General features: G+C 36.5%; 15 protein-coding genes and 1 pseudogene. 13 read left to right on the top strand and 3 right to left on the bottom strand.

Annotated elements, in window-relative coordinates:
- Positions 1-924, top strand: coding sequence for a LysR family transcriptional regulator (locus J8281_RS17605; RefSeq protein ID WP_210198977.1), 924 nt, complete (start codon positions 1-3; stop codon positions 922-924).
- Positions 925-1,149: 225 nt separating this feature from the next.
- Here J8281_RS17605 and J8281_RS17600 read toward each other — a convergent pair whose 3' ends face one another.
- The 3 genes from J8281_RS17600 to J8281_RS17590 form a co-directional block, all read right to left on the bottom strand.
- Positions 1,150-2,112 (bottom strand): sodium-dependent bicarbonate transport family permease, encoded by a 963-nt coding sequence (locus J8281_RS17600; protein WP_210198976.1) that lies wholly within the window; start codon positions 2,110-2,112, stop codon positions 1,150-1,152.
- 164 nt (positions 2,113-2,276) lie between these two features.
- Positions 2,277-2,573 (bottom strand): hypothetical protein, encoded by a 297-nt coding sequence (locus J8281_RS17595; protein ID WP_210198975.1) that lies wholly within the window; start codon positions 2,571-2,573, stop codon positions 2,277-2,279.
- A 17-nt stretch (positions 2,574-2,590) separates the two neighbouring features.
- Entirely contained in the window at positions 2,591-2,800 is a 210-nt protein-coding gene (locus J8281_RS17590) for a hypothetical protein (RefSeq protein ID WP_210198974.1), read from the bottom strand.
- A gap of 809 nt (positions 2,801-3,609) precedes the next feature.
- Between J8281_RS17590 and J8281_RS17585 the strand changes: the two genes are divergently transcribed.
- From J8281_RS17585 to J8281_RS17530, 12 genes and pseudogenes are all read left to right on the top strand, one after another.
- Positions 3,610-5,250, top strand: a complete 1,641-nt coding sequence (locus J8281_RS17585) for a TldD/PmbA family protein (protein ID WP_210198973.1) — start codon at positions 3,610-3,612, stop codon at positions 5,248-5,250.
- 31 nt (positions 5,251-5,281) lie between these two features.
- Positions 5,282-6,598, top strand: a complete 1,317-nt coding sequence (locus tag J8281_RS17580; RefSeq protein WP_210198972.1) for a TldD/PmbA family protein — start codon at positions 5,282-5,284, stop codon at positions 6,596-6,598.
- Positions 6,599-6,731: 133 nt separating this feature from the next.
- Positions 6,732-7,349, top strand: a complete 618-nt coding sequence (locus tag J8281_RS17575; RefSeq protein ID WP_210198971.1) for a DUF4159 domain-containing protein — start codon at positions 6,732-6,734, stop codon at positions 7,347-7,349.
- A 62-nt stretch (positions 7,350-7,411) separates the two neighbouring features.
- Positions 7,412-8,413, top strand: a complete 1,002-nt coding sequence (locus J8281_RS17570) for a MoxR family ATPase (RefSeq protein ID WP_210198970.1) — start codon at positions 7,412-7,414, stop codon at positions 8,411-8,413.
- Positions 8,414-8,421: 8 nt separating this feature from the next.
- The gene (locus tag J8281_RS17565; protein WP_246849152.1) at positions 8,422-9,321 is read left to right on the top strand and encodes a DUF58 domain-containing protein; all 900 of its coding nucleotides are present in this window, start codon (positions 8,422-8,424) and stop codon (positions 9,319-9,321) included.
- A gap of 1 nt (position 9,322) precedes the next feature.
- Positions 9,323-10,660: a BatA domain-containing protein gene (locus J8281_RS17560; RefSeq protein WP_210198969.1), complete on the top strand. Its 1,338-nt coding sequence runs from the start codon at positions 9,323-9,325 to the stop codon at positions 10,658-10,660.
- Positions 10,657-12,891, top strand: coding sequence for a tryptophan-rich sensory protein (locus tag J8281_RS17555; protein ID WP_210198968.1), 2,235 nt, complete (start codon positions 10,657-10,659; stop codon positions 12,889-12,891). Before J8281_RS17560 ends, J8281_RS17555 begins: the two co-directional genes overlap by 4 nt.
- The gene (locus J8281_RS17550) at positions 12,884-14,644 is read left to right on the top strand and encodes a hypothetical protein (RefSeq protein ID WP_210198967.1); all 1,761 of its coding nucleotides are present in this window, start codon (positions 12,884-12,886) and stop codon (positions 14,642-14,644) included. The genes J8281_RS17555 and J8281_RS17550 overlap by 8 nt, the downstream gene beginning before the upstream one ends.
- A 145-nt stretch (positions 14,645-14,789) precedes the next feature.
- Complete coding sequence (locus tag J8281_RS17545) at positions 14,790-15,248, top strand: small multi-drug export protein (protein WP_210198966.1); 459 nt, start codon at positions 14,790-14,792, stop codon at positions 15,246-15,248.
- Between the two features lie 177 nt (positions 15,249-15,425).
- Positions 15,426-16,034: a hypothetical protein gene (locus tag J8281_RS17540; protein ID WP_210198965.1), complete on the top strand. Its 609-nt coding sequence runs from the start codon at positions 15,426-15,428 to the stop codon at positions 16,032-16,034.
- Positions 16,035-16,256: 222 nt separating this feature from the next.
- Positions 16,257-16,868 (top strand): DUF6434 domain-containing protein, encoded by a 612-nt coding sequence (locus J8281_RS17535; protein WP_210198964.1) that lies wholly within the window; start codon positions 16,257-16,259, stop codon positions 16,866-16,868.
- Positions 16,869-17,598: 730 nt separating this feature from the next.
- Positions 17,599-24,695: pseudogene (locus J8281_RS17530) on the top strand (hypothetical protein); the annotation flags it as partial.

Genomic DNA, 24,695 nt, shown 5'->3' with positions numbered 1-24,695 from the left:
ATGCATTATACATTACATCAATTACAGATATTTCTGAAAATAGCAGAGAAACAAAGTATCACAAAAGCTTCAGAAGAGTTGCATCTTACGCAACCTGCTGTATCTATTCAATTAAGAAATTTTCAAGATCAGTTTCCTATACCACTAACCGAGGTTATTGGGAGAAAATTATACATAACAGATTTTGGGAAGGAGATTGCGGTGGCTGCTCAACGTATATTAGAAGAAGTGAAAGAAATTAATTACAAAACCATGGCGTACCAGGGGCAGTTATCGGGTGTACTTAAAATCTCTGTAGTTTCTACTGGTAAATATGTAATGCCATATTTTTTGTCTGATTTTATCAAAAAGCACGAGGGAATAGATTTGATATTGGATGTAACCAATAAAGCGAAAGTTTTGGAAAGTCTGGAACAAAATAATGTAGATTTTTCTTTGGTATCTGTATTACCTACAAATTTGCAAATAGAAAAAACCCAACTAATAGAAAATCGATTATACCTGGTGGGTAACTCGAAAGAACAGTTTACAAAAAAAATGTATGATAAATCGATTTTTACAAAATTGCCATTGATTTATAGAGAACAGGGATCGGGAACCCGGCATACGATGGAAAAATTTATTGAAAAGAATAACTTACCCGTTCGAAAAAAAATGGAGCTTACCTCGAATGAGGCTGTAAAACAAGCAGTTTTGGCCGGGCTAGGATACTCTATCATGCCCCTTATAGGTATTAGAAATGAATTGAGTGCCGGCAGATTACAAATCATTCCAGTAAAGGGATTTCCTATAAAGACGAACTGGAATCTTATCTGGCTCAAGAATAAGAAATTTTCACTTGCTGCTAGTGCCTTTCTCGATCATCTTGAGCTCGAAAAAGAAACCATTATGAAAAACAATTTTGAAGATTACATAAGCAGTTAATGTACCTGTCTTCGTTGCGTTTTTTCAATGCTACTTTCGTGGCATTACTAAGTCCTCATAACTTACTTTTTTTGACTTTACTTAGCCTACCAGAAAGATCATTTTCAGTCCGGCATAATTAAAACTCTCGATTATTATAATAGCATTAATAATCGAGAGTTTTGATATAAATATTTAATTTAAATGATCATTATATATGTTTAAATAAAGTGTACACCTATTCTATCAAAAGTTTTGTATAAGATACAGATAAATAGGCATGCCCAATGTGATATTAAACGGAAACGTAATCGCTAAAGCCATAGGTAAATAAAGTCCCGGATTTGCTTTTGGCGCAGCTATTCGCATAGCAGCGGGAACAGCAATATACGAAGCACTAGCAGCCAAGATCGCAAAAAGGAAACGATTTCCAATACTTTCGGTAAACGAAGAACTTATAAAAGCCACAAGAGTACCGTTTACAAGTGGGATGATAATCGCGAAAAGTAGTGCAAACCATCCTTTTTTTAGAAGCGCAGATAGTTTTTTACCGCTTGTTATTCCCATATCTAATAAAAATACAGCAAGAAAACCTTTAAAGATATCTGTTGTAAAAGGTTTAATACCTTCAGCTTGTTGATCACTTGCCATAAACCCTATTACCAGGCTTCCTAAAATTAATAAAACACTACCATTAGTAAGTGAATGTTTTACTACTTTGCTCATCGCTATTTTGTTGGCTTTGTCTTTATTATAAATAGACATCAAAAGAACTCCCACCATTATAGAAGGTGCTTCCATCAAAGCCATGACCGCCACCATATGACCTCCAAAATCTATTTGTTCAATTTCTAAAAATGAAATCGCAGTAACAAAAGTAACCGCACTTACCGATCCATATGCTGCAGCAATAGCTCCTGCATTGTAAACGCTAAATTTTCTTCTCAAAATAAAATAAGAGTAAATAGGTACAATTAGCGCCAATAAAATTCCGAAAAGCAGCGACCAAACAATTTCTAAATCAAGGTCGCTGTGCGATAGTTCTTGTCCTCCTTTAAAACCGATAGATAAAAGTAGGTAAAGGGATATAAATTTGGAAGAGTTGGGGGGTATTTCTAAGTCACTTTTAAATCTTACCGATAGTATTCCTAAAAAGAAAAAAAGAAGTGCAGGGTTGGTAAGATTATCAATCAATAAATGTAAATCCATGTATTGTGGTAAGGGTCAATAATTAATACGTAAAATCGTTGCGTAAAAAAAATGTCGAAAAAGTTATCATTTTCAAAAAAACTAAAGCGTCTGTCATCCTTAAACTAGTAACTAACAGCTTACTTTAAAATTGAATTTTTGCGTATCGACAATACGAATGATTTCTAAATATCTTCGTTTTTCACGAGCTCGATTTCGACTGATCCATTAATTTTTAGTTGATAACCTTCTTTTCGCGCATTTACGATCAATTCTTTCGTTTCTTCTTCGGCTCGTTTTAATTGCGCAATACGATCGTCTAAATGAACCGTAGCATCATCACAATATTGCTCTAAAGCACTAAGTCTTTGAAGTTTGTGAAAGTTGATCTTTTTGGTTATCATAGAAATTAGAATATCTGCCGCTTCAGAAGGGGTAAATGTACCTTCAATAAGTTTAACGTGCTGCTCTTTTTTTGTCATTACTTCCATTTTGATCATTATTTAAAATTAGATTCGTTTAAAATTTTTAGTCCCAATATGCATAACAGTATAAAACTGGCAACTAACAGCTTATCCATAAATAAATGATTATTTATATATGATAAGATTAGAAAAGTACCTACTATACTTAGTCCTACAAAAGCTGAGATCGTTGTTTTGGTAACTGTTTTCTTTACTTTTTTATGAAGTGGTTTTTCTAGTTTCATAATTTTCTAAATTTTGGACAAAAGTGAGAAGAGTTTTTTATATATTTTTATTTATATGTATTATATAAAACATAAAAAAAGTTTATTGTAGATAGATAAACGTACGCGGTATACGGGATTGTTCTACTTACAGTTTGTAACCGGAAGGAATATAATGGAAGTATAATCTGAAAAAATTTGCATAAAAATACTGTGATCTTTAATAAGGTTCACAAATTTGTAGCATCGGGTTATGAACTGGTTTACATTTTTTTCAGTTTGTCAAAAAATGTTGTTTTGCACTTACACCTTATAAATCTTGACGTTCGAAGTGCTGCGATGTACCTAAAAAATTAACAAAACTTTAAAAACATTAGGTTTTATCTCAAAATGAATATAAAAATAAGGTAAAGATGTGCCGTTGCCATCTTTTTCCAGAAAGCTTCAAAATTCTTGCATAGCCTGCGTTCTGAAAGCTTTTTGTAATAACGTATAAAGTAATATGAACAAGAAGATTGGTCTATTTTTATATTTATTTTGGTTTTACCTCAATTTTATGATTGAAAATTAACGTATACTACTTAAAGTCAGTGTGTTGTATGATTCAGATTTGTAAAAAAAACTAACTTTAGGAATGATGGGTATTTTATTTTTCTGAAGTAGGGTGTACTGCTGAATTCATATAATTTTTCTATTTTTAATCCAAATCGAAATCATTATATACTTTACGTATCACGAGCATTAGCTTTATCTAGAAGAAGTGATATCATTTTTAAGATGATCATTATCGATTTTATAATTATTTTCATTCAATCAAATACGAGACTTATATGAAACGAAGAGACTTTGTCAAGTATGCAGGATTAGGATCGGGTGCGTTAATGATGCCCTCCTTATTATTGGGAAATGAAATTCCAGTAGAAACACTGCTTCATCCGGGAATGGATGTAGCGGTCAAAAAAAGTTTGGCAGATATCGCCTTAAATACTGCAAAAACCATGGGTGCATCTTATGCCGATGCCCGTATAGGCAGGTACTTAAATCAATACGTATTTACCCGAGAAGATAAAGTTCAAAATGTGGTAAATACAGAATCCTTTGGAATTGGGATTCGAGTCATTGCCAATGGCACTTGGGGATTTGCATCGACAAATAATGTAACTGAAAAGGGCATTAAAAAAGCAACTGAACAGGCAATAGCCATTGCCAAGGCTAATTCTAAAATTCAAAAAGTTCCTGTAAAGCTTGCACCGGTACAATCACATGGCGAAGTAACCTGGAAAACTCCTATAAAAAAAGATTTTAAAGAAGTTCCAGTTTCTGAAAAGGTGGATTTATTACTTTCGGCGAATGCCGCAGCATTGAAAAACGGAGCAAATTTTGTGAATTCTGCATTGTTCATGGTAAATGAGCAAAAATATTTCGCTTCTACAGATGGATCCTATATCGATCAGGATGTACATCGTATATGGCCCACATTTACGGTTACAGCTATTGATCGAGCATCAAACAAATTTAAATCCCGACAAGCGATGAGTGCGCCTATGGGGATGGGTTACGAATATATGGATGGATTAGCTTCAGAAAAATTACAAGGTCCTGAAGGATTGTCACTATATAGAAATAGCTACGACATTATAGAAGATGCTACAATGGCAGCCAAACAAGCCAAAGAACGGCTATCAGCTAAATCTGTCGAGGCTGGTAAGTATGATCTTGTTCTCGAACCGAATCATTTAGGATTAACCATTCACGAATCGGTCGGGCATCCCCTAGAACTTGATAGAGTATTGGGGTATGAGGCAAATTTTGCAGGAACCAGTTTTGCAACTTTAGACAAATGGAAATCTAAAGATTTCAAATACGGAAGTGATATTGTAAATCTGGTTGCCGATAAAACACAAATAGGATCTCTTGGCGCTGTAGGTTATGATGATGAAGGTGTAAAAACCAAAAAATGGGATCTTGTTCGTAACGGAATTTTAACAAATTACCAGGCAATACGTGATCAAGTACATATGATTGATCAAAAAGAATCTCATGGTTGTTGTTATTCTCAAAGTTGGAACGACGTACAATTTCAACGTATGCCTAATGTTTCCCTAGAGCCAGGTAAAGAAAAATATACGATCAATGACATGATTAAAGATGTTGAAAAAGGAATTTATATCGCAGGAAGAGGTTCTTACTCTATTGACCAGCAACGCTATAATTTTCAGTTTGGCGGAACAGTATTTTACGAAATAAAAAACGGTAAGATTGTAGGTATGCTAGATGATGTCGCCTATCAGTCTAATACGCAAGAGTTTTGGAATTCGTGTTCCAAAATATGTGACGAAAGTGATTATAGACTTTTTGGATCCTTCTTTGACGGAAAAGGTCAGCCTTCTCAAGTAAGTGCTGTCTCTCACGGAAGTTCTACTACCCGGTTTAACGGCGTTAACGTGATCAATACGGGTAGAAATATTTAAATAGGGTTTCATTTCAAAATATCAAAAAATCATGGCAATATATACAAAAGAAGAAGCAAGGCAAATTATGGAAAAAGCACTTAGCTTTTCTACTGCTGATGCTTGCGAAATTAACCTAAGCGGTAGCGAAAGTGGTAATATTCGTTATGCTAGAAACACAGTCTCTACTGCCGGACATAGATCTAATCAAACATTAGTGGTACAATCTAATTTTGGAAAGAAATCAGGTACGGCAACTATCGATGAATTTGATGATGCATCTTTAGAAAAAGTTGTTAAGCGAGCAGAAGAGCTTGCCAAGCTTTCGCCCGAGAATCCTGAATTTATGGATCCCATGGGACCACAACTGTACGACGAATCTATCACCTATAGTAAAGAAACCGCAAACATAACACCAGAATATCGAGCTAGCGTAGCGAGCAATAGCATAGCACCTGCTGTAGCCAATGATATTACTGCGGCTGGATTTTTTGACGATTCTTCTGGTTTTAGAGCTATGTTAAACTCAAACGGACTCTTTGCTTACAATCGGGCTACTAATATGAATTTTACAGTTACCATGAGAAGTAATGATGGTACGGGTTCTGGATGGGTATCTAGAGATTTTAACGATGTGAGCAAATTTGATGCAGCAAAAGCTTCAAAAGTTGCCATAGATAAAGCTATATTATCAAAAAAGGCAAAGGCCATCGAACCCGGTAAATATACCGTAATTTTAGAGCCTGCAGCCTCTGTTGGCTTACTTAGAAACATGGCACGAGCATTTAACGCGCGTACTGCAGACGAAGGTCGAAGTTTCATGTCTAAAGAAGGCGGAGGAACCAAAATGGGCGAAAAGATTGTTGATGAACGCGTAACCATCTGGTCTGATCCTTTGCACCCTGAAGTTCCTACAAGAACCTGGAATGGGCAAGGGCAACCTCTTAAAAAAACTACCTGGATAGAGAATGGAAAGGTTAAAAATTTGGCTTATGATCGATATTGGGCAAAACAAAAAAAAGTAGCAGCTGTTCCTTCTCCCAATGGTTTTATTATGAAGGGTGGAGATGCTTCTCTAGATGATCTTATTAAAGATACCAAAAAAGGTATTTTGGTTACTCGCCTTTGGTATATTCGAACCGTTGATCCGCAGACTCTGCTATATACTGGATTGACCAGAGATGGTACTTTTTATATCGAAAACGGACAAATAAAGTATCCTGTTAAAAATTTCAGGTTCAACGAGAGTCCTATTATAATGCTTAATAATCTCGAAACTTTAGGTAAACAGGTACGTGTAAATGGTAACTTGATACCCTATATGAAGGTTAGAGATTTTACGTTCACTAGTTTGTCTGATGCCGTATAGTATATACTATCTTTTATGAATAGGGATATTGATATATCAAATACAGATAGTACCTTCTGATCAACTGTAATGGATATAATATTGGTTTTATGACAGGAATTTTTTAAGAGAAAATTGGTAAGCTGCAATACTAATGAATAAGTTCTTTTTTACCAGGTTACAATACGAGTCGGGGGATTGGGATGTAGATCAAAGAATGCCTTCTAATCTTTTAAATTCTCTTGTTGAATATACTACACTACCGGTAAATACTCAAGAAAAAATAATTCCGCTTAGTAGTGATGAAATATTTGAAAGTCCGTTTTGTTACATCTCGGGACATAAACTGGTAGAATTTACAAAGAAAGAACGTGAGAATTTTGAAAAATACGTAAATAATGGAGGTTTCGTATTTGCTGATGACTGCAACCATGATATTGATGGTTTGTTTTCAAAATCATTTGTACGACAAATGGAAGATATATTTGGTCAGGGCACTTTGAAAAAAATTCCGAATGATCATGAAATTTACACCATTTTTTTTGAGTTTGAAGAGGGTCCACCGACTACTTCTCAAGAGCTGAACGGTTGGGGAGATGATATTGTGCACAATTATCTAAAGGCTATAGAGGTTAATAATAGAATTGGTGTTTTATTCAGCAATAAAGATTACGGATGCGAATGGGATTATGATTTTCGAAATAAAAGATGGTATAAAATCGATAACACACGTTTTGGAGTAAACATAGTGATGTATGCATTAACATCATGAACTAATTTAAACTTTTTTAGCAAGCTGAGAAACTTGAAAATCAGTTCTATAAATACAAAAATATGAGTAAAGAACTCGCGAGTATAGATCAAGAAGTAACAATACTAACCAAAAAACTAGAGGGTTTAAAGAAAGAAATAGGTAAGGTTATTATTGGGCAAGAAGAGACTATAGAACAATTATTGATTACTTTTCTTGCTGGGGGTCATGCACTTCTTGAGGGAGTTCCGGGACTAGCAAAAACACTATTGATTCGAACCTTAGCTCACGCAATTGATTTGAAATTTAAGCGCATACAATTTACTCCAGATTTGATGCCGTCAGATATTATTGGAACAGAAATATTAGAAGAAGATCATAGTACGGGAAAGAAGTTTTTTAAGTTTAACAAAGGACCGATTTTTGCGAACATCATCCTCGCCGACGAGATTAATCGTACACCGCCCAAAACCCAGGCAGCTTTACTTGAAGCGATGCAAGAGTTTGAAGTTACGTATTCAGGAAAAACCTATGTTTTAGACCGCCCCTTTTTTATTCTTGCTACCCAAAACCCTATTGAACAGTCAGGAACTTTTGTTCTTCCGGAAGCGCAACAAGATCGATTTTTGTTATATATCAAAATAAAATATCCAACAGCATCTGAAGAAACTACAGTATTAAAAAAGACGACGGGGACACAAAAAGTCAGCCTGTCCAAAGTAATTAGTGAAGAAAATATAATACGTCTGCAAGATTTGGTAAGAGAAGTTCCAATTAGTGATCATCTTATCGAGCTCGTAAGTAACCTGGTACGAGATACCCGTCCAGAAACATCAACAGATCCATATGTTAAAGAATGGGTGAGCTGGGGTGCGGGTCCAAGAGCAGGACAGGCTATGATACTAACTGCAAAAGCTAGAGCCCTGCTTCATGCACGATTAGCTGTAACGCCAGAAGATCTAAAACATGTAGCCTTACCGGTATTAAGACATAGAATTATTCTAAATTTTAGGGCAGAAGCTGAAGGTATAACCACTGATAATGTAACACAACAGTTGATAAAAACAATTTTTAATACAAACTGAAGTCGACCTTGAAACGAGAAAAATATCATCAATTTATGACTCCAGAGTATCTTAAAACGGTATCTGGACTGGCATTAATCGCAAAAATAGTCGTAGAGGGATATTTATCTGGAAGGCAGCATAGCTATACCTTAGGTTCGGGAATGCAATTTGATCAATATCGCAGTTACCAACCAGGAGATGATTTACGATTGCTGGATTGGAAAATGTTGGCGAGATCAGGCAAGTATTACCTGAAACAATCAGAGATTGAATCCAATATTGCCGTTACGTTTATTTTGGATACCAGTGCCTCGATGCTTCATACAGAAAACGGAGTTTCAAAGTTAGATATTGCAAAAGTGATCATCGCTGCTTTGGGGTATATCTCAAAAAATCAAGGGGATATGTTAGGGCTGTATGCACTTAATGATTTACAATTACACAACATGTATCCAAAAGCGCATACACACTATTACAATCGACTATTACAAAGTTTGATTCATATAGAAGGCAAAGGGAAATGGCCATCACAGTCCAACGAATTTCGACATTTTCGTCAGCGTAATCAAAAAGAATTGATTTTTTTTATTTCAGACTTGTATGAGCGTGATGATGAAATTAGTTCTTTCTTAAAGCAATTGAAAACATCTAAAAATGAGGTTGTTGTATTTCATCTTATGGGTGAAAAAGAATTAAATTTTAGCCATAAGGGATTAATAACTTTTGAAGACCTTGAAACCGGTGTAAAGCTTCGAGTAGATGCAAAATCGGCAAAAAAAGAATATTTACAGGCTCTAGAGCGTATGATTAAACAAACAAAACATAGGCTTGCAGATAGTAATATCGCATATCACTTATTCAGATTAGATGAAAATATAGGTGAAGGACTACAATTTTTTCTACAAAGAAGAAGTGAATTGATGTAGCATGATTTTTCTTAATTCTATATATCTATGGGCGTTACTTGGGATCATACTACCAGTGTTCATACATCTATGGAGTAAAAAAAAAGGTAAAACGATCAAGATAGGAAGTATAAAACTCTTTAATGAAACTACCTCAAGAAAATCCAGACATATTCAGCTTCATGAATGGTTCTTATTGTTATTGAGAGCGGCATTAGTTGGTTTACTAGCTTTGATTTTGGCATCCCCTCGGCTCAAAACTAAAATAGAAAATGACCCTATTACTTATATTGTAGAATCTAGTGTTTTGGGTAACGAGCGAGTACGCACTATTTTAGATACGGTTACAACCCAAGAGCCAATAAGACTTCTCACATCTGGTCTACCAAAATTAAAAACTGAAGATTTTAGTAAACTTTATCAGAGTAATATGCCTATTAGCGGTGCAAATAAAGAATATTTCGAAACTGAATGGTATTGGCAACTTGCCAAAGAAATGGAAACCTTGCATACCGATAGCATTGTTGTATTTACCAATGCTTTTCTTTCTGGTGTACGGGGAATTCGACCTAGAATACATAAAAATAGTACCTGGATACCTATATCTCCTACAAAACTGAAAAAGAAGGTTGTTAAAGCCACAGCACACGATAACAAAATTGAATTGTTATCGCAGTATAGTAATGGTCAACTGCTTACTTTTGAAAAAGAATTCAAATCCAAAACAGATTTTAAGTACCAAATCAACGCAACAAAAGATAGCATTGCTATTCCGTCTGAAGAAAAACAAGAGCTATTGCCGCTTTTTTCAAAAAAGCAGATCGATGTATTGCTTTATGATCCAGACCACTTACCAAATCAGTCAACCTATATACATGCATCCCTAAAAGCCCTATCAAAATATGTAAAGATCCCGATTGCTATGCGATCCATAAAGCAAAGTGACACTATCGATCTTTCAAAGGCCGACTTGATGTTTTGGTTAAGTAAAGAAAAGCTACCAGAAAAAGCAAAAAAAGTAATCATTTATCGACCAGACGAATTTGCATCTCGTACTATAGAACCGGGGTTCACAAACACACAATTTTATCTCTCAAAGTTGCTTACTGCCGCAAATATAGTTGAAGAGAACTTTGCTGAACAATTGTTAGATGTGTTCGAGCTACATCAGGATATAGAAAATAAAGTTGTACAACACGATAAACGCACTATCGCCATAGAAGAACTGCAACCGGTTTATGGTACATCCAAAATTAAGAACGATACTAGTATTACCATGGATATATCCAAATGGTTTTGGGTAGTGTTTGTTTTTCTGTTTATAGTGGAACGTATCACTGCTAAACTGAGAAAACAATGATGGTTTCTGGAAAAACAGTACTTACCCGATTTAAGAGAAATTGGAAATTAAAACTTTGGATTGAAGGGGTGTTGTATGCTGTAGGAGCTTCGGTTTTTATATTTTTTGTATTTCAGAATTTCCTACTTGTTGTACTAACTTTCATAAGTGTTTTCGTATGTTTTACATTGTGGTTCAAGCCTTATAAGCTCAGTTTTAAAAAAGTAGTTAGCTATGTTGATCGACATTTTGATGGAGTAGAGTATAGTTCTAATCTCGTATTACTTCAACAAGAGGATTTATCAGATATTGCAAAACTTCAACAATATAAAATATCGAAAAAGTTAAATGAAGAATTCGATATATTAAAAACTCCGGGGCGTTTAATGCGTGGGGTAATGATTATGACAGTACTAATACTAACAGGTTTTGCGATACACTACTTGTATCACATACACGTTTCTGATAAAACATCATTGCCTGATCCCTTTATAGAGCAAATCGTTTTTGTGCCTACCGATACTACTCAGCTTGAAGCAACTGCACCGCAAATCGAAAAGCAGCAACTCACGATTAAATACCCCCGATACACCAATGTACCTCCGTTTCAAACTTCAAAAATGGATAGTAAGGTACTCGAAGGGTCAGAATTATTGTGGCAAATACGATTTGATACTCTTGTTAAAGATGTTATTCTAGAACGTTTGGATGAAAGTTATGCTATGCGCTTTATCGATAGCAGTTATACAATCAGCTCGATAGCTGAGTCTTCTGGCTTTTATAATTTTAAATTTATAAGTAATAACGGAGCTTCTTTTATCTCAAAATTATATGCGATAGAGGTTGTCAAAGATCAAGTCCCTGTGATTGAGATTAGTGGTATAAAGCAATTTTCTTCTTTTTCATTTTCTGAAAACAAAAGTTTATCATTTAAAGCATCAATTACAGATGATTTTGGTGTGGCTAAGGCACGAATTGTAGCAACCGTAAGTAAAGGATCAGGAGAATCTGTAAAATTTAGAGAAGAACAGTTAAACTTTGATACCGGAGTAGTGGTGGGTGGAAAAACACAAAACCTTTTTAAAAACTTAAACCTGGACCATATGAAAATGGAACCCGGCGATGAATTATATTTTTACATAGAGGTTTTTGACCAAAAGCAACCAGAACCTAATATAGCAAGAAGTGAAACTTTTTTTGCAGTAATTAAGGATACACTTTCAGATCGCTTTGCAGTAGAAGGGACTATGGGTGTTGATCTAATGCCAGACTACTTTCGAAGTCAACGACAACTTATTATAGATACTGAAAAACTGCTGGAAACAGAGTCCAAATTATTAGTTCAGGAGTTTAAATCAAGGAGTAACGAATTGGGCTTCGATCAAAAAGTACTACGTCTCAAATATGCACAGTTCATGGGAGATGAAACTGAGTCCAACAAATCATCACCCGAACGTTCTGAAACGCTTGAAGAAGAACATCAGCACGACGATGATCACGATCACGACCATGACTATTCTTTAGAGGCATATACGCATAAACATGATCATGACAATGAACACAATTTGGTTGCCGAAGAAAATGACGAAGCCAAGAAAAAAGATGTTTTGCATGAATACCTGCACAATCATGGAGATCCAGAGGAAGCCACACTATTTACACAATCGCTAAAGAGTAAGTTGCGACAGGCGTTAAATCAAATGTGGGATGCAGAGCTGTATTTGAGGCTTTACCAACCTAAAAAATCCTTATCATATCAGTATAATGCGCTCAAACTTATACAGGATATTAAAAATAGCGCTCGTATTTATGTACATCGTATTGGCTTTGATCCTCCTCCAATTAAGGAGGATCAAAGATTAACGGGTAAAATAAAAGAAGTAAAAAGTTTTAGAAAGACAGAAGAATTAACAAAGCCAGATGAGTACGTTTTTATAAAAAAGGCTATGCTACGCCTTGAAGAGTTAATAGCTGGCAATGAAAGCATAACAGAACGCGATAAAAATCTTTTTGAACAGGCTGCAAATGAACTTGCTATTCATGCCATTGAAATGCCGGGTAAGTATTTAAAAACCTTACAACTTTTAAAACAAATCACTGAAATTAAAAAAGTACCAGTTACCAGCTTAACCATCGTGCAGAGAGGCCTTTTTGAAGCACTTCCTAAAGCAACATATAAGGCTTCGAAAAGAGCGAGTGTAACAAGTAGTATAAATGAGTTAGTCGTAAAAGAACTTGAAATTTATGATTGATACACTTACTTTTATAAATAGTCAACATACTTGGTATGTGATTCTTGGTGGATGTCTACTCTTAGGTTTTTGTATCTTCAAAGAGTATCATCATAAACCTGCTCGAACATTTTGGATTCGAATGTTGGTATCGCTTCTGGCAGTCACTATGCTTGTTTTAATCGCATTACGTCCTGCAGTTTTGATGCCATATGTTGAGGCATATGTTGCAGTACTAACCAAAGGATATGATCAGAAGCAACTAGATAGTCTACAAAGCGTACATCCTCGCTTAAAAATTATTAAGTACGATGTTAATCATCCTGTTTTGGATGATCAGGTAGCCATGGATTCTGTTTTTATACTAGGGTATGGTATAGCACCTTTTGATTTTTGGCGATTTGATGATGCGACAGTTAGTTTTATGGGGGGACAAGATTTGCAGGGTGTTACGTCGTTTTTATATGATGCTAAGCAAAAAGTTGGTGCAGAATCAATTTTTAAAGGTAAATACAGCAAACCTACAAAGGGGCATCAACTATTTTTTGAAGGTCCGTGGGGATCGATTATAGATTCAATTCTTTTAAATGATTTGGATACACAGGAATTTCAGTTTAAAATGAAACCTAGGGTAAAAGGAAGGTATCTCTTTTCGTTGATAGAAAAAGATACTACAGGTTATGTAATTTCCAAAGATCCTGTACCGCTAGTTATCGAAGCTCCTATTTCTTTTCATATTCTCATTGTTAATCGTTTTCCAACCTTTGAAACAAAATATCTTAAAAATTTTTTAGCGGAAAGTGGGCATCAGGTTTCAGTAAAAAGTCAGATTACCAAAGGGAGATACAAATTTGAATTTTTCAATACCGAAAAAAAAAGTATTGGCAATTTTTCAGAACAACTTCTTAAACCTTTCGATCTATTGATTATTGATGCTGCCACGCTTCAAAATTTAGGAGAAAGATCATTACAAAGTATCAAAAATGCTATTAGAAACCAAGGACTTGGACTATTTATTCAACCAAACCGTAATTTTTACAACATACCTTTGAATCCTTTAACTTTCAATTTTGATGAGGATAAAAAAACAACTGTTCAACTAAAGACCGAACCCAAAATTGAGGTTTCCAAATATAAATATGTGTTTACCAACAGTTTTAGAAATCAGGTTATTCACAAAGACGTACAAAATCTTACGATTACAGCGTATAAACAAATAGGCAAAGGGAGAATAGCGACCACAATCTTAGAAAATACGTATGAATTACTATTAAAAGGGGAAACGGTAGCGTATCAAAATATATGGTCTCGTAGTATCGAAGAAGTGAGTAAGAGAGAAGCATCTCTCGCAAAGTTTGAAGACATAAAACGAGTTGCTCGCAAAAATCATCCCGTTGACTTTACTATGAGAACCAGTACAGAAGAACCTGTGGTAGAAATAAATAGCAATTATCAAGTTCCGTTAAGGCAGAATATAGATATTCCCGAGGTATATACCGGTATTACCTACCCCATAGCTTCTGGTTGGAATACGTTATCGATTAAACAAGATACAACTATAGTTTCCCATTTTTTTGTAACCGATAGCTCATATTGGCAAGCCAGTAGGAGTAAACAACGCTTACAAGAAAATAAAAGACAATTTAATTCCTCATCGCAAGTATTAACTAATAAAAAATACAGTGTAAAGCCAGTTAATACGCTACCATTGTTTGTAGTATTTTTACTATCTGTGGGGTATTTATGGTTAGCTCCTAAAATAGCTAGCGACTAAATGTTTGAAAGTTTTGATTAAAAAGTTCTATAAATAGTATACGTATAAAATGATTAGATGAAACTTTTTTACAGTTTTTATGGTCAAAAATATCGATTACCTAATATATAACCGTAACTTTGCAGTCTTTTAAAAAAGTAAGCTAGTGATTAAGGAAATTATTATAGCCATGCTATGGAGTATATCACCATTTGGCGAGGCCAAAGTTGGTATTCCTTATGGTATGTTTAATGGAGTTAATATTTACCTGGTTTTTGTAGTTTGTTTTCTGGCCAACCTCATGGTTTTTCCCATTATGATTTTCTTTTTAGAAAAGATAAATACCTATTTGCTACGATGGCATTTTTACAAAAAATCCGCATTATTCGTTGCTAGAAGAGCTAAAGTAGGATCTGGTGATAAAATTAGAAAATACGGATTTTGGGGGTTGCTTCTTTTTGTAATGATTCCTCTTCCTGGCACTGGAGTATATGCAGGAAGCATCGCAGCTTACCTATTCGGTATTAAAAGAAGAAAAGCTTTTGCCGCAAATTGTATAGGCATCTTTTTGTCTTCTGTTATCGTTTGGACAACTACATTATTAACCATGAAAGGAATGTCGTAGCAATTTATCAATTTTCTCCTCGTAGTTATACCAAATGGCATGTTTTTTGTCATATACGTCATGGTCTAAAAAATTGTTTTTTTAAATCAGATCATAGAAAACTTTGAAAATAACATACGAAATTATAATTTTAAGCACCCAAAAAATTAACCTATTATACGTTACATTATGCAGGCAATGAACATAGAAAATACAAAAAAGTATTTACTTATACTATTATTTGCCATCTGTTTTACAGGTGTGCAAGCACAAAACGATCTAATTTCTCTTCGATCGGTTAGCGACAGCGAATATGAGATACAAAGTACTAATGGACTTCCTTTTACCATTGTATTAGAAAATAGTAATAACGATGGGCAATACCATTTACCTAGCGGTGGAAGTACTATTTTTAAAACAGAAGATTTAATTGGTAACCGTAGTACACTTAGAATTATTTTTGAGAAAGAAATGTATCATTCTTTAGAAGATAAATTGATTGAACAATATGATTCTGATGTACAGTGGATCACTAATTTTCTTGAGATAAAAGAAAAAGACAAAAAGATGTTTCCTACACGACCCGTTTTTTCTGATGTTGCTCTAGAAAAATTGAAATCAAAGGTATTTGATTATGCTACGACCGATAGAAAAGAAGATTATTTTAACCAATGGATCGAAAAAATTAATTATTCTGTAGGCGCGGTAGATTATTTTAGAAAATTATACGCCGCTTCAAACGGAGAAAATAATGAACATCGTTACAATTTTGAACCTATTAATATTCATGCGGCGCTTCGCAGGTAAAATTATAAAGTGGTAACTCTCATTGTCAATAAAGTTTGATGTAATTCCTTTGGATGCTCTATTTAGGGTATTGTGGAATAGACACTCAAACTTTTAGAGCCAAGAGTTAAGACAAAAAGATAAGTTGTTTCTTGATTTTCGAAGCAAAGTGATTCTGATTTTTATATCCTTCCGAATCTTTACTAAGATTGTTGATATCAATTTTTTATTCAAAATAGTATCATGAGCAACAGACCTAGATTTGAAGATATCACCTCTGCAACCGAATTTAATAGTTGGTATTGGCTAAAGAAAGAAATGGTTGAAATTTGTAAGCGTTCTAATTTACCATCATCGGGGACTAAATTTCAATTACGGGACAGAATTATGTATGCTTTGGATAATAGAGGAGAGCTTAAACCTACTAAGGTAAAAATCAAGCCTACTTCAATATTTAACTGGGCCAAAGCAGAATTAACTTTGGATACGGTAATTACCGACAATGTATCTTTTGGGCCCAATTTTCGCAATTTTATGAAAAGTCAAATAGGGAACACATTTAATTGCCATGGTGATTTTATGAGTTGGGTAAAAAGGAATATAGGTAAAACGCTTAATGAAGCAATACTACAATGGAAAGTATTTGAAAAACAAAAGAGGGATCCAAGTTTTAAAAGTAAAATTGCTAAACCTAATATGTTCAATCAATATATAAGAGATTTTCTTGATGATAATAAAGGAGCTTCATTGCGAACGGCAAAAACGTATTGGATGCTTAAAAAGCAACTTCCTACTCAAGATGGTTTCGTTATTTATGAAAGGTCTGATCTACAATTACAGGATAGTGCTGATTAGGCAGAACCTATAGAATAAAACCAAATGATTATTATAAGTTTGATAGAGGTAAACCTAGTAAAGTTGCTATCGCTTTACGAAACAAAACCCTAGAAACTTGCAATCGAATTGCAAAGATTTAATACGAATAAACTATCGTTAACTAATTGATTTTTTAATTGAACAATTTCTTATCGATATTTCTTTTCGTAAAGACAATTACCATGCAATACTTAATCTCTCGACTAGGGTTTCACTTTTTTAGGCGAGGAATATTTTGTAAATAATGAAAAAAGGCTGTTGTATGGCCACTACTAAAGGATATAACTATTAGAAAATTACTATTCACTAATTTCAAAATCAAGTAGTATACCGAATATTCATTTTTGAAACTTATAAAAATAACACTTAGTCGAATATTTAGTTCTTTTGTCGAATATACTAACTTCTTTTAATTGATATGTTGAGAATATTTCTTCCTAACCTTTTAGATTCGTTGGCATTATGTAAGAATAGTGAAAAGACTATTCCTACATGGTTTAAACCGTTTAATTATTATGGTTTTACCTTATTTACAATTACAAAATAAATGTTAAATTTGATGTAGTGTTAAACACTTTGATAGTCAAAAGCGAAACCCCTGCCGATTTAACTTTTTAAAGGAACAAACTGTATATCCCAATTTTTAAATGATAAGGGGATCAATTTGTTTCTTTATGAATAATTTTTACTAGTTTTTGAATCATAGTGTATGAAACAATCTTACCCAGGTCATTTAGACAACCCTACTTTTTTGACGATATACAAGAAAATCGCAATTCTAGGTTTCTTTTTTATAATACTAAGTACGAATACTGTTGTAGCACAAAATTGTTCGGTGACCATTACTCGTCTTAACGAAACAATTTGCGAAGGCACACCATACAACCTGGATGGCGAGCCGGTTACTCCCATAATTGGTACTGTACAATGGACGCAAACTGCCGGGCCGTCTGTCGTAATTGACAATCCCAATATACCCACACCCCAAGTTTTTGGTCTACAAGGTGGGAATACCTACTCTTTTCGTTATTCGGCAGTCTGTGGCGATGGTATTGAAGCATCGCAAACCAAAACACTAACAGTTAACCCTATTACGCAAGCGCAGATTTCTTCTGGAGACATAGCTAGTTGTCCTGATGATTCTGGTTCTATAGTGATTACCGCCAATAATCCTTCTAATCCTGGTGAAAGTGGTAGTTGGAGTATTGAAAGTAGTAATGCCGCAGGAGTTACTATAGATTTTCCTAATTCTGCCTCTACATCGATTAGATTACGTGACGATAGAGCAGGTAATACTATATTGCGATGGACGATCGACAATCCAGGGAATTCCTGTAGTAGTTTTGATGAAATAACAGTAACTAATTTCGGTGGCGCAGACCCTGTAGACGCAGGTCCAGATACGATAACATTATCAAACTGTTATACTGTATCACAAACAGTAAACGTTAACGGTTCTTTTGGAGGTCGTAATATAGGTGGTAGTGGTCAACAAGGAACGTGGAGTTTTGTGAGTGGTCCTAGTACGCCACAAATAGCCAATCCGAACAATAACGTTACGTCAATACGTAATTTACGAGAAGGTACGTATATTTTTCGTTGGGAGGTAACGGGACCCTGTGTTTCGGGTAGTGATACCATTACTGTTGAAGTACCTGCGGCCACTCAAGATGTAACTACTGCTTCTGTAGAGGATAATAATATCTTCTTTTGTGATCCAAATGTCACTCAAACCACATTGGTGGGGTCTACGCCGCAATTCGCTAATGAAACTGTGTTATGGGAACAAACTCAAGGTACTACAGTGACTATAGATCCGAATGATAGTTATACTACTCAGATTAGCGGTTTGAGTAGTACAGGAGGGCCTTATCGTTTCAGATACACTATTACAAATACTGCTACAGGTTGTACCAGTAGCGCATCTAATATTCGTATTCGATATAACACCAATCCTATTACTATTACTGCAAACAATGGAAATAACATCGTTGCAGATTGTGATGATACTAATATTGATATTCCTTACACAACCACAGGTGGAGGTTCTAATCAATATAGGATCGTGAGTGGTCCAACGAACCCAGATTTTCCCTCGTATCCTACTAATTTTGAAAACCTTAGCGGTGGTAACCTCAATATAGATTTACTTATTGATGGCACCTATACGTTTGTATTTAGAAGTCGGCAGAATGGTCAAAATTTAGCGGCTTGTCAGGAGGCTACAGATCAGATTAATGTAACTATCACAAGAAATGCAGATCCGCCGGCAAATGTAGGAACCGATCAAAATCTCGATTGTGGCATAGACAATACAACTCTTACAGGAAATACCCAAAATTTTCATACCACCACCTGGTCGCAGGTAAGCGGTCCTAATACCGCAACTATCTCAAACCCCGCAATTCCCAGACCCGACGTAACTGGTCTTATTGCAGGACAGTATGTATTTAGATATGTTGTAAATAATGAACCTATTTGTCCTTTTGATCCTGATAATAATGTAAATTTTGACGATGTTATAGTAAATGTAGCTACAACATTAAATGTAGCAGCAAATGCAGGACCCGACCAAACCGTATGTACTGGTTCAAGCGTACAATTGGCTGCCAATACCCCACCAGAAGATCAAATAGGAACATGGTCGAGTCCTGATGGGATCACTTTTTCTGATGTAAATGATCCTAATGCAACGGCTAGCGGTTTTACCGCAGATGGCACAACGTATACGCTTACCTGGACCATTGATAAAATTAATCTAAATTGTGCTACTCCTACCACAGATACCGTTGATATTGTTACGAATTCAGATCAAGCTCCCACACAAGCCAATGCTGGTCCTGATCAATGTATAACAGATACTTCTATAGATGAAACTACACTTGCTGCAAACTCATTTAATGCATCAACCGAGCAAGGACAATGGACTCAGATTACTGGTCCGTCAACAGCGAATTTTGTAGATGCTTCAGATCCAGGTACTATTGTTAACAATCTGGTACCAGGTACTTATGAATTTCAATGGGAAATATCCTATGCACCTCCCGTTACTAATAGCTGTCCTTCTACCACAGATACAGTTATAATTACTATTGCTAATGTGGCTACGGCCGATGCAGGTCCCGATCCAGCTGGTATTCAATGTACGACTACTTATACCGCTGCTGCCAATGATCCTTCGCCAGGCGGTCAAGGTACTTGGAGTTTAGTCCGGGGAAACGCCAATTTCACTATAGATAATATCAATAGTCCTACTGCTACATTCTCAAATCTTACAGAAGGAACTTACGAATTTCAATGGACGGTTACCGCAGAAGCCTGTACTGAGGTTTCAGATACTTTTGTTATACAAATAGGTACCCCTGCATCGCCTGCAGAGGCAGGTACGGTTAATGATGTGTGTGCCGGCAATTCAGCTACATTAAATGCAGATGCAATAACGGCTCCTTCAACTGGGGTTTGGACATTAGAACCAGGAGCTCCCAATTCACCAACTATTGTAGATCCCAATGATCCTGGTACTCAGGTAAACGGTTTAATTACAGGGGCATATACTTTCAGGTGGACAGTAAGTGCTTCAGGTACTTGTCCGTCTACTACAGATACTGTGACATTCAATGTATTTTCTGAAGCCAATGCAGGGCCCGATCAAGATTTGTGTAGAGCCACCAATATTCTTTTAGAAGCGACTAGAGGCTCAACAGGGACATGGTCCCTAGTATCTGTTGATGGAAATCCTCCATCAGTTCCCTCACCTTTTGATCCTCAACAATCCCCTGCAAACAGTTCTACTGCAAGTGCTTCTGTAGATCCGGGTACTTATATTTATAGATTTACTACAGATTATAGTGGTCCGCCATGTGGCTCTACGCAAGATGATGTTGAAGTAATAGTAAGATCTGGCCCCACTACAACCCCCAATGCAGGTGATGATCAAATTTTGTGTAATGGCGATACCACTACAGCCACATTAAATGGAAATTCCCCTCCACCAGACCCTGGATTAACAGCGACCTGGAGCTTTTTAGATCAACCCTCGGGTAGTGTTGGCGTTGCGAATATAGACAACCCTAATCAAAGAGATACCAATGTAACTGGTCTAAGCGTTCCGGGAATTTATATCCTACAATGGAATTTTGAAGTGGATAATTGCGGACAAGAGGCAGATATTATGCGAATAGAAGTATTTGCGGCACCTACACCGGTTGATGCAGGAGATGACCAACCTAATGCATGTCAAGAAGACGTTCAATTAGACGCAAGACCACCTACGGTAGGAATAGGGCAGTGGTCCTTCGCAAATCCAAGCGATGACCCTTCTGGTGGCGCAGTGGTTATCGATAGTCCCAACAATCCACAGACTACTTTATCCAATGTTCCTGGTGATGTAGGGAATGATGGGGTTGATGATGTGTACGTACTCACCTGGACAGTTTCTAACGGAGGGCCTTTTCCCGGATCACCAGGATCTACATGTGATCCACAATCTGATACGGTCACTATTACGTTTACCGGGGCGCCTCCTTCAGAAGCCAACGCAGGTCCAGACCAGGAGCTTTGTGATGAAACGGAAACCAATTTAAATGCCGTACCGTTAACAAGTGGTACCGGAACTTGGACACAGACTGCCGGCCCAGCCGGACCAAACATTACTTCACCCAACAACCCTCAAAGTCCGGTGTTAGATCTGAGTCCGGGAACTTTTGAGTTTACCTGGACAGCCGTAGGTGGGGGCTGTACGTCATCAGACGTTATGGAAGTTGTCATTCAATCTGATCCGATTACGGCTGAAGCGGGGCCTGATCAAACGATTCCAGAGTTTTCTCCTGTTATACTTGATGCTACTCCGGCATCTGCTCCTGCAGAAGGTGCCTGGACACAGATTTCAGGACCCACAACAGCTAATTTTATAGATGCTACAGATCCTAATACCCAAGTGAGTGGTACCGTCGCCGGAACCTATGTATTTGAATGGACCATTAGAAATGGAACCTGCGATCCCAGACGTGACAGCGTAACCATTCAGATTAACGCCATTGTAGACCTAGAACTGAGTAAAGCTGTATCGCCAACAGCTGCAAGAGTTGGTGAGACTGTTACCTTTACGCTTTCAGTTTTTAATAACGATGCAAGCAATACTGCAGATGCTTCTGGGGTGGCTGTTGTAGATGTTCTTCCGGCAGGATATACCCTAGTGCCAGGGACAGTAAGTAACTCGGGGGTATACAATGCTGGTAATTTAACGATTACCTGGAGCAATTTGAATATTCCCAACGGAAATACATTGGATTTAACTTTTGATGCAACAGTAAATACTACAGGACCATACGAAAATTCTGCTCAAATTACAGCGAGCAACGAATTTGATAGTGATTCTACTCCTAATAATAATGATCCTGGTGAAGATGATCAGGATACTGCTGAGGTAACAATAACACCTAATAGCCCCCCCGAGGTTCGTGATGATGAAGATTTGAATAATACGCAAGGAGACAATGTTACTGTTGCCATTCTAACAAACGATAGTGATCCTGATGGCTCTTTGGATCCAGAACGTGTTAATTTGATTGTACCTCCTGGAGAAACTATAACTAACGAAATTAGAAACTTAGATAACGATCTTATAGGATTTACTGTTGAAAATCAGGGTTCATGGTCTTATGATGACGATACAGGAAGTGTTACCTTCTCTCCTGAACCTGGATTTACAGGTAACCCTACAGATATAACGTATACGATAAGGGATAATGAAGGCACTATTTCTGCTAGTAGTGCATCTATCGATATTACCTATACTTTTGTTGCACCTACTGCAAATGATGATACTAATTTGACACCTACTGCACCAAATGCTAATACAGTTCTAAATATTATCAATAACGATGTGTTAGCAGATGGTAATACCCCGGTTCCCAACGATGTAAGCATTGATCTTACGGTTCCTGCAGGAGCGAACACTCCGGTTATCGGGAGCAATAGTAACACCATTGGATTTACCGTTCCCAACGAAGGAACTTGGTTATTTGACGAATCTACAGGAGAAATTACTTTTGATCCCGAACCTGGATTTACTACGAATCCCACCCCTATTACTTATGAACTTAGAGATCTTGATAACAATTTAACCGATACTGCTTTGGTAACCGTTACCTATCAACAATCTCCAGTGGCTATTAATGATGTAAGTGAAGGTAACAATCCCGGATCTGCCGTAAGTTTGCCTATTACTGCCAATGATTTTGATCCAGACGGAATTGTTAATCCGAATCGAGTGAATTTAATTGCCAATCCTGGTACGACTAGTACGGCTATACAAACCAATGGTAATGGTGATGATATCGGATTTACCATACAAGATGAAGGTGTTTGGTTCTATGATCAGGGGACTCGTCAATTAACCTTCACTCCGCAAAATGGTTTTACCGGCAATCCAAGTCCTATAACGTATACCGTATTAGATGATGATGGTAATATTTCTAATGCGGCAGAAGTACGGATAACTTATGATGATGATCCCCCCATCGCCAATAATGATGAACTCTTGAATAATGCGTTTAACAGTACGGTTATACTAAATATCATTAATAATGATGAATTAGCCGATGGTACTACGCCAGCTCCTACAGATGTTAATGTGGATTTAGATCCAAATATAGCCGGAATTCAAAATTCGATAACAGTAGTAAATCAAGGTACCTGGACTTATAATCCCGCTAACGGAACGATTGAATTTGTTCCTGATACATCAAATTTAGTGGGTGATCCCGATCCTATACCGTATACGTTAATTGATCTGGATTCTAACGCACAGGCTAGTGCGCAAGTTACGGTTACCTATCAAGAACAGGATCCAATAGCGAATGATGATTTGAGTACAGGAAATCAACCCGGGACTACTGTTAATCTCCCTATTACCAGTAACGATACTGATGCAGACGGTACCATTGATACGGCAACAGTTGATCTTATAATACCACCTGTAGGGCCAAACTATACCGTAATAAATATTATCCGCAATTTAAATAATGACATTATAAGTTTTACTGTAGAAGAAGAGGGGGTCTGGTCGTATAATGAAGTAACGGGTTTGCTTAGCTTTGATCCAAATGATGGTTTTACGGGCAATCCTACAGATATTACCTATACTGTAGATGATGATGATGGTAATGAAGCTATAGCACCTGCTACAGTAAGCATTACATATGACCTGAATCCTGAACCTACAGCCAACAATGACGAAAGTTTAGATAATACCCCTGAAGCTTCAGTTACCTTAAATATTATTAATAACGATGCGCTAGCAGATGGTACTACTCCGACATCTAGTGATGTCGATTTAGATTTAGATGCAGGTAGCCCCGGTGTACAGAATAGCCTTACCGTTCCAAATCAGGGAGTGTGGACATACAATGGCGATGGAACGATAACTTTTGTTCCGGATGCTGCCCTTATAGGCGATCCGGATCCTATCGACTATGCGTTGATTGACCTTGATAACAATGAACAGGATACTGCTCAAATAACGGTTACTTATGTAAATCAACCTCCCATTGCAAACAACGATCTGATTACAGGTTTACCTACAGGTACAGCAGCTACTTTTGATCCTTTTATCGATAATGGAAGTGGTATAGATAGCGATCCAGATGGAGTTATAGATCCTACAAGTGTTCAATTGGTAGGAACATCAACTCCCGGTGATGATTTAGTAGCACCAGGAGAAGGCGTTTGGAGTGTAAATACCACAACAGGAGCCATTACTTTTACGCCATGTACTGCAGCAGGTACTCCAGATGCGAGTTGTAC

It is taken from the genome of Aquimarina sp. U1-2, from assembly GCF_017897595.1.
Taxonomy (GTDB): Bacteria; Bacteroidota; Bacteroidia; order Flavobacteriales; family Flavobacteriaceae; genus Aquimarina.
The sequence above is the reverse complement of the archived record's forward strand: the minus strand, read 5'-3'. Positions and strand labels throughout refer to the sequence as shown.

What these genes read in the sequence shown, in the direction of transcription:
- J8281_RS17605 (WP_210198977.1), top strand. Translation starts at nt 1, where the DNA reads ATGCATTATACATTACATCAATTACAGATATTTCTGAAAATAGCAGAG.
- J8281_RS17600 (WP_210198976.1), bottom strand. Translation starts at nt 2,112, where the DNA reads ATGGATTTACATTTATTGATTGATAATCTTACCAACCCTGCACTTCTT.
- J8281_RS17595 (WP_210198975.1), bottom strand. Translation starts at nt 2,573, where the DNA reads ATGACAAAAAAAGAGCAGCACGTTAAACTTATTGAAGGTACATTTACC.
- J8281_RS17590 (WP_210198974.1), bottom strand. Translation starts at nt 2,800, where the DNA reads ATGAAACTAGAAAAACCACTTCATAAAAAAGTAAAGAAAACAGTTACC.
- J8281_RS17585 (WP_210198973.1), top strand. Translation starts at nt 3,610, where the DNA reads ATGAAACGAAGAGACTTTGTCAAGTATGCAGGATTAGGATCGGGTGCG.
- J8281_RS17580 (WP_210198972.1), top strand. Translation starts at nt 5,282, where the DNA reads ATGGCAATATATACAAAAGAAGAAGCAAGGCAAATTATGGAAAAAGCA.
- J8281_RS17575 (WP_210198971.1), top strand. Translation starts at nt 6,732, where the DNA reads ATGAATAAGTTCTTTTTTACCAGGTTACAATACGAGTCGGGGGATTGG.
- J8281_RS17570 (WP_210198970.1), top strand. Translation starts at nt 7,412, where the DNA reads ATGAGTAAAGAACTCGCGAGTATAGATCAAGAAGTAACAATACTAACC.
- J8281_RS17560 (WP_210198969.1), top strand. Translation starts at nt 9,323, where the DNA reads ATGATTTTTCTTAATTCTATATATCTATGGGCGTTACTTGGGATCATA.
- J8281_RS17555 (WP_210198968.1), top strand. Translation starts at nt 10,657, where the DNA reads ATGATGGTTTCTGGAAAAACAGTACTTACCCGATTTAAGAGAAATTGG.
- J8281_RS17550 (WP_210198967.1), top strand. Translation starts at nt 12,884, where the DNA reads ATGATTGATACACTTACTTTTATAAATAGTCAACATACTTGGTATGTG.
- J8281_RS17540 (WP_210198965.1), top strand. Translation starts at nt 15,426, where the DNA reads ATGAACATAGAAAATACAAAAAAGTATTTACTTATACTATTATTTGCC.
- J8281_RS17535 (WP_210198964.1), top strand. Translation starts at nt 16,257, where the DNA reads ATGAGCAACAGACCTAGATTTGAAGATATCACCTCTGCAACCGAATTT.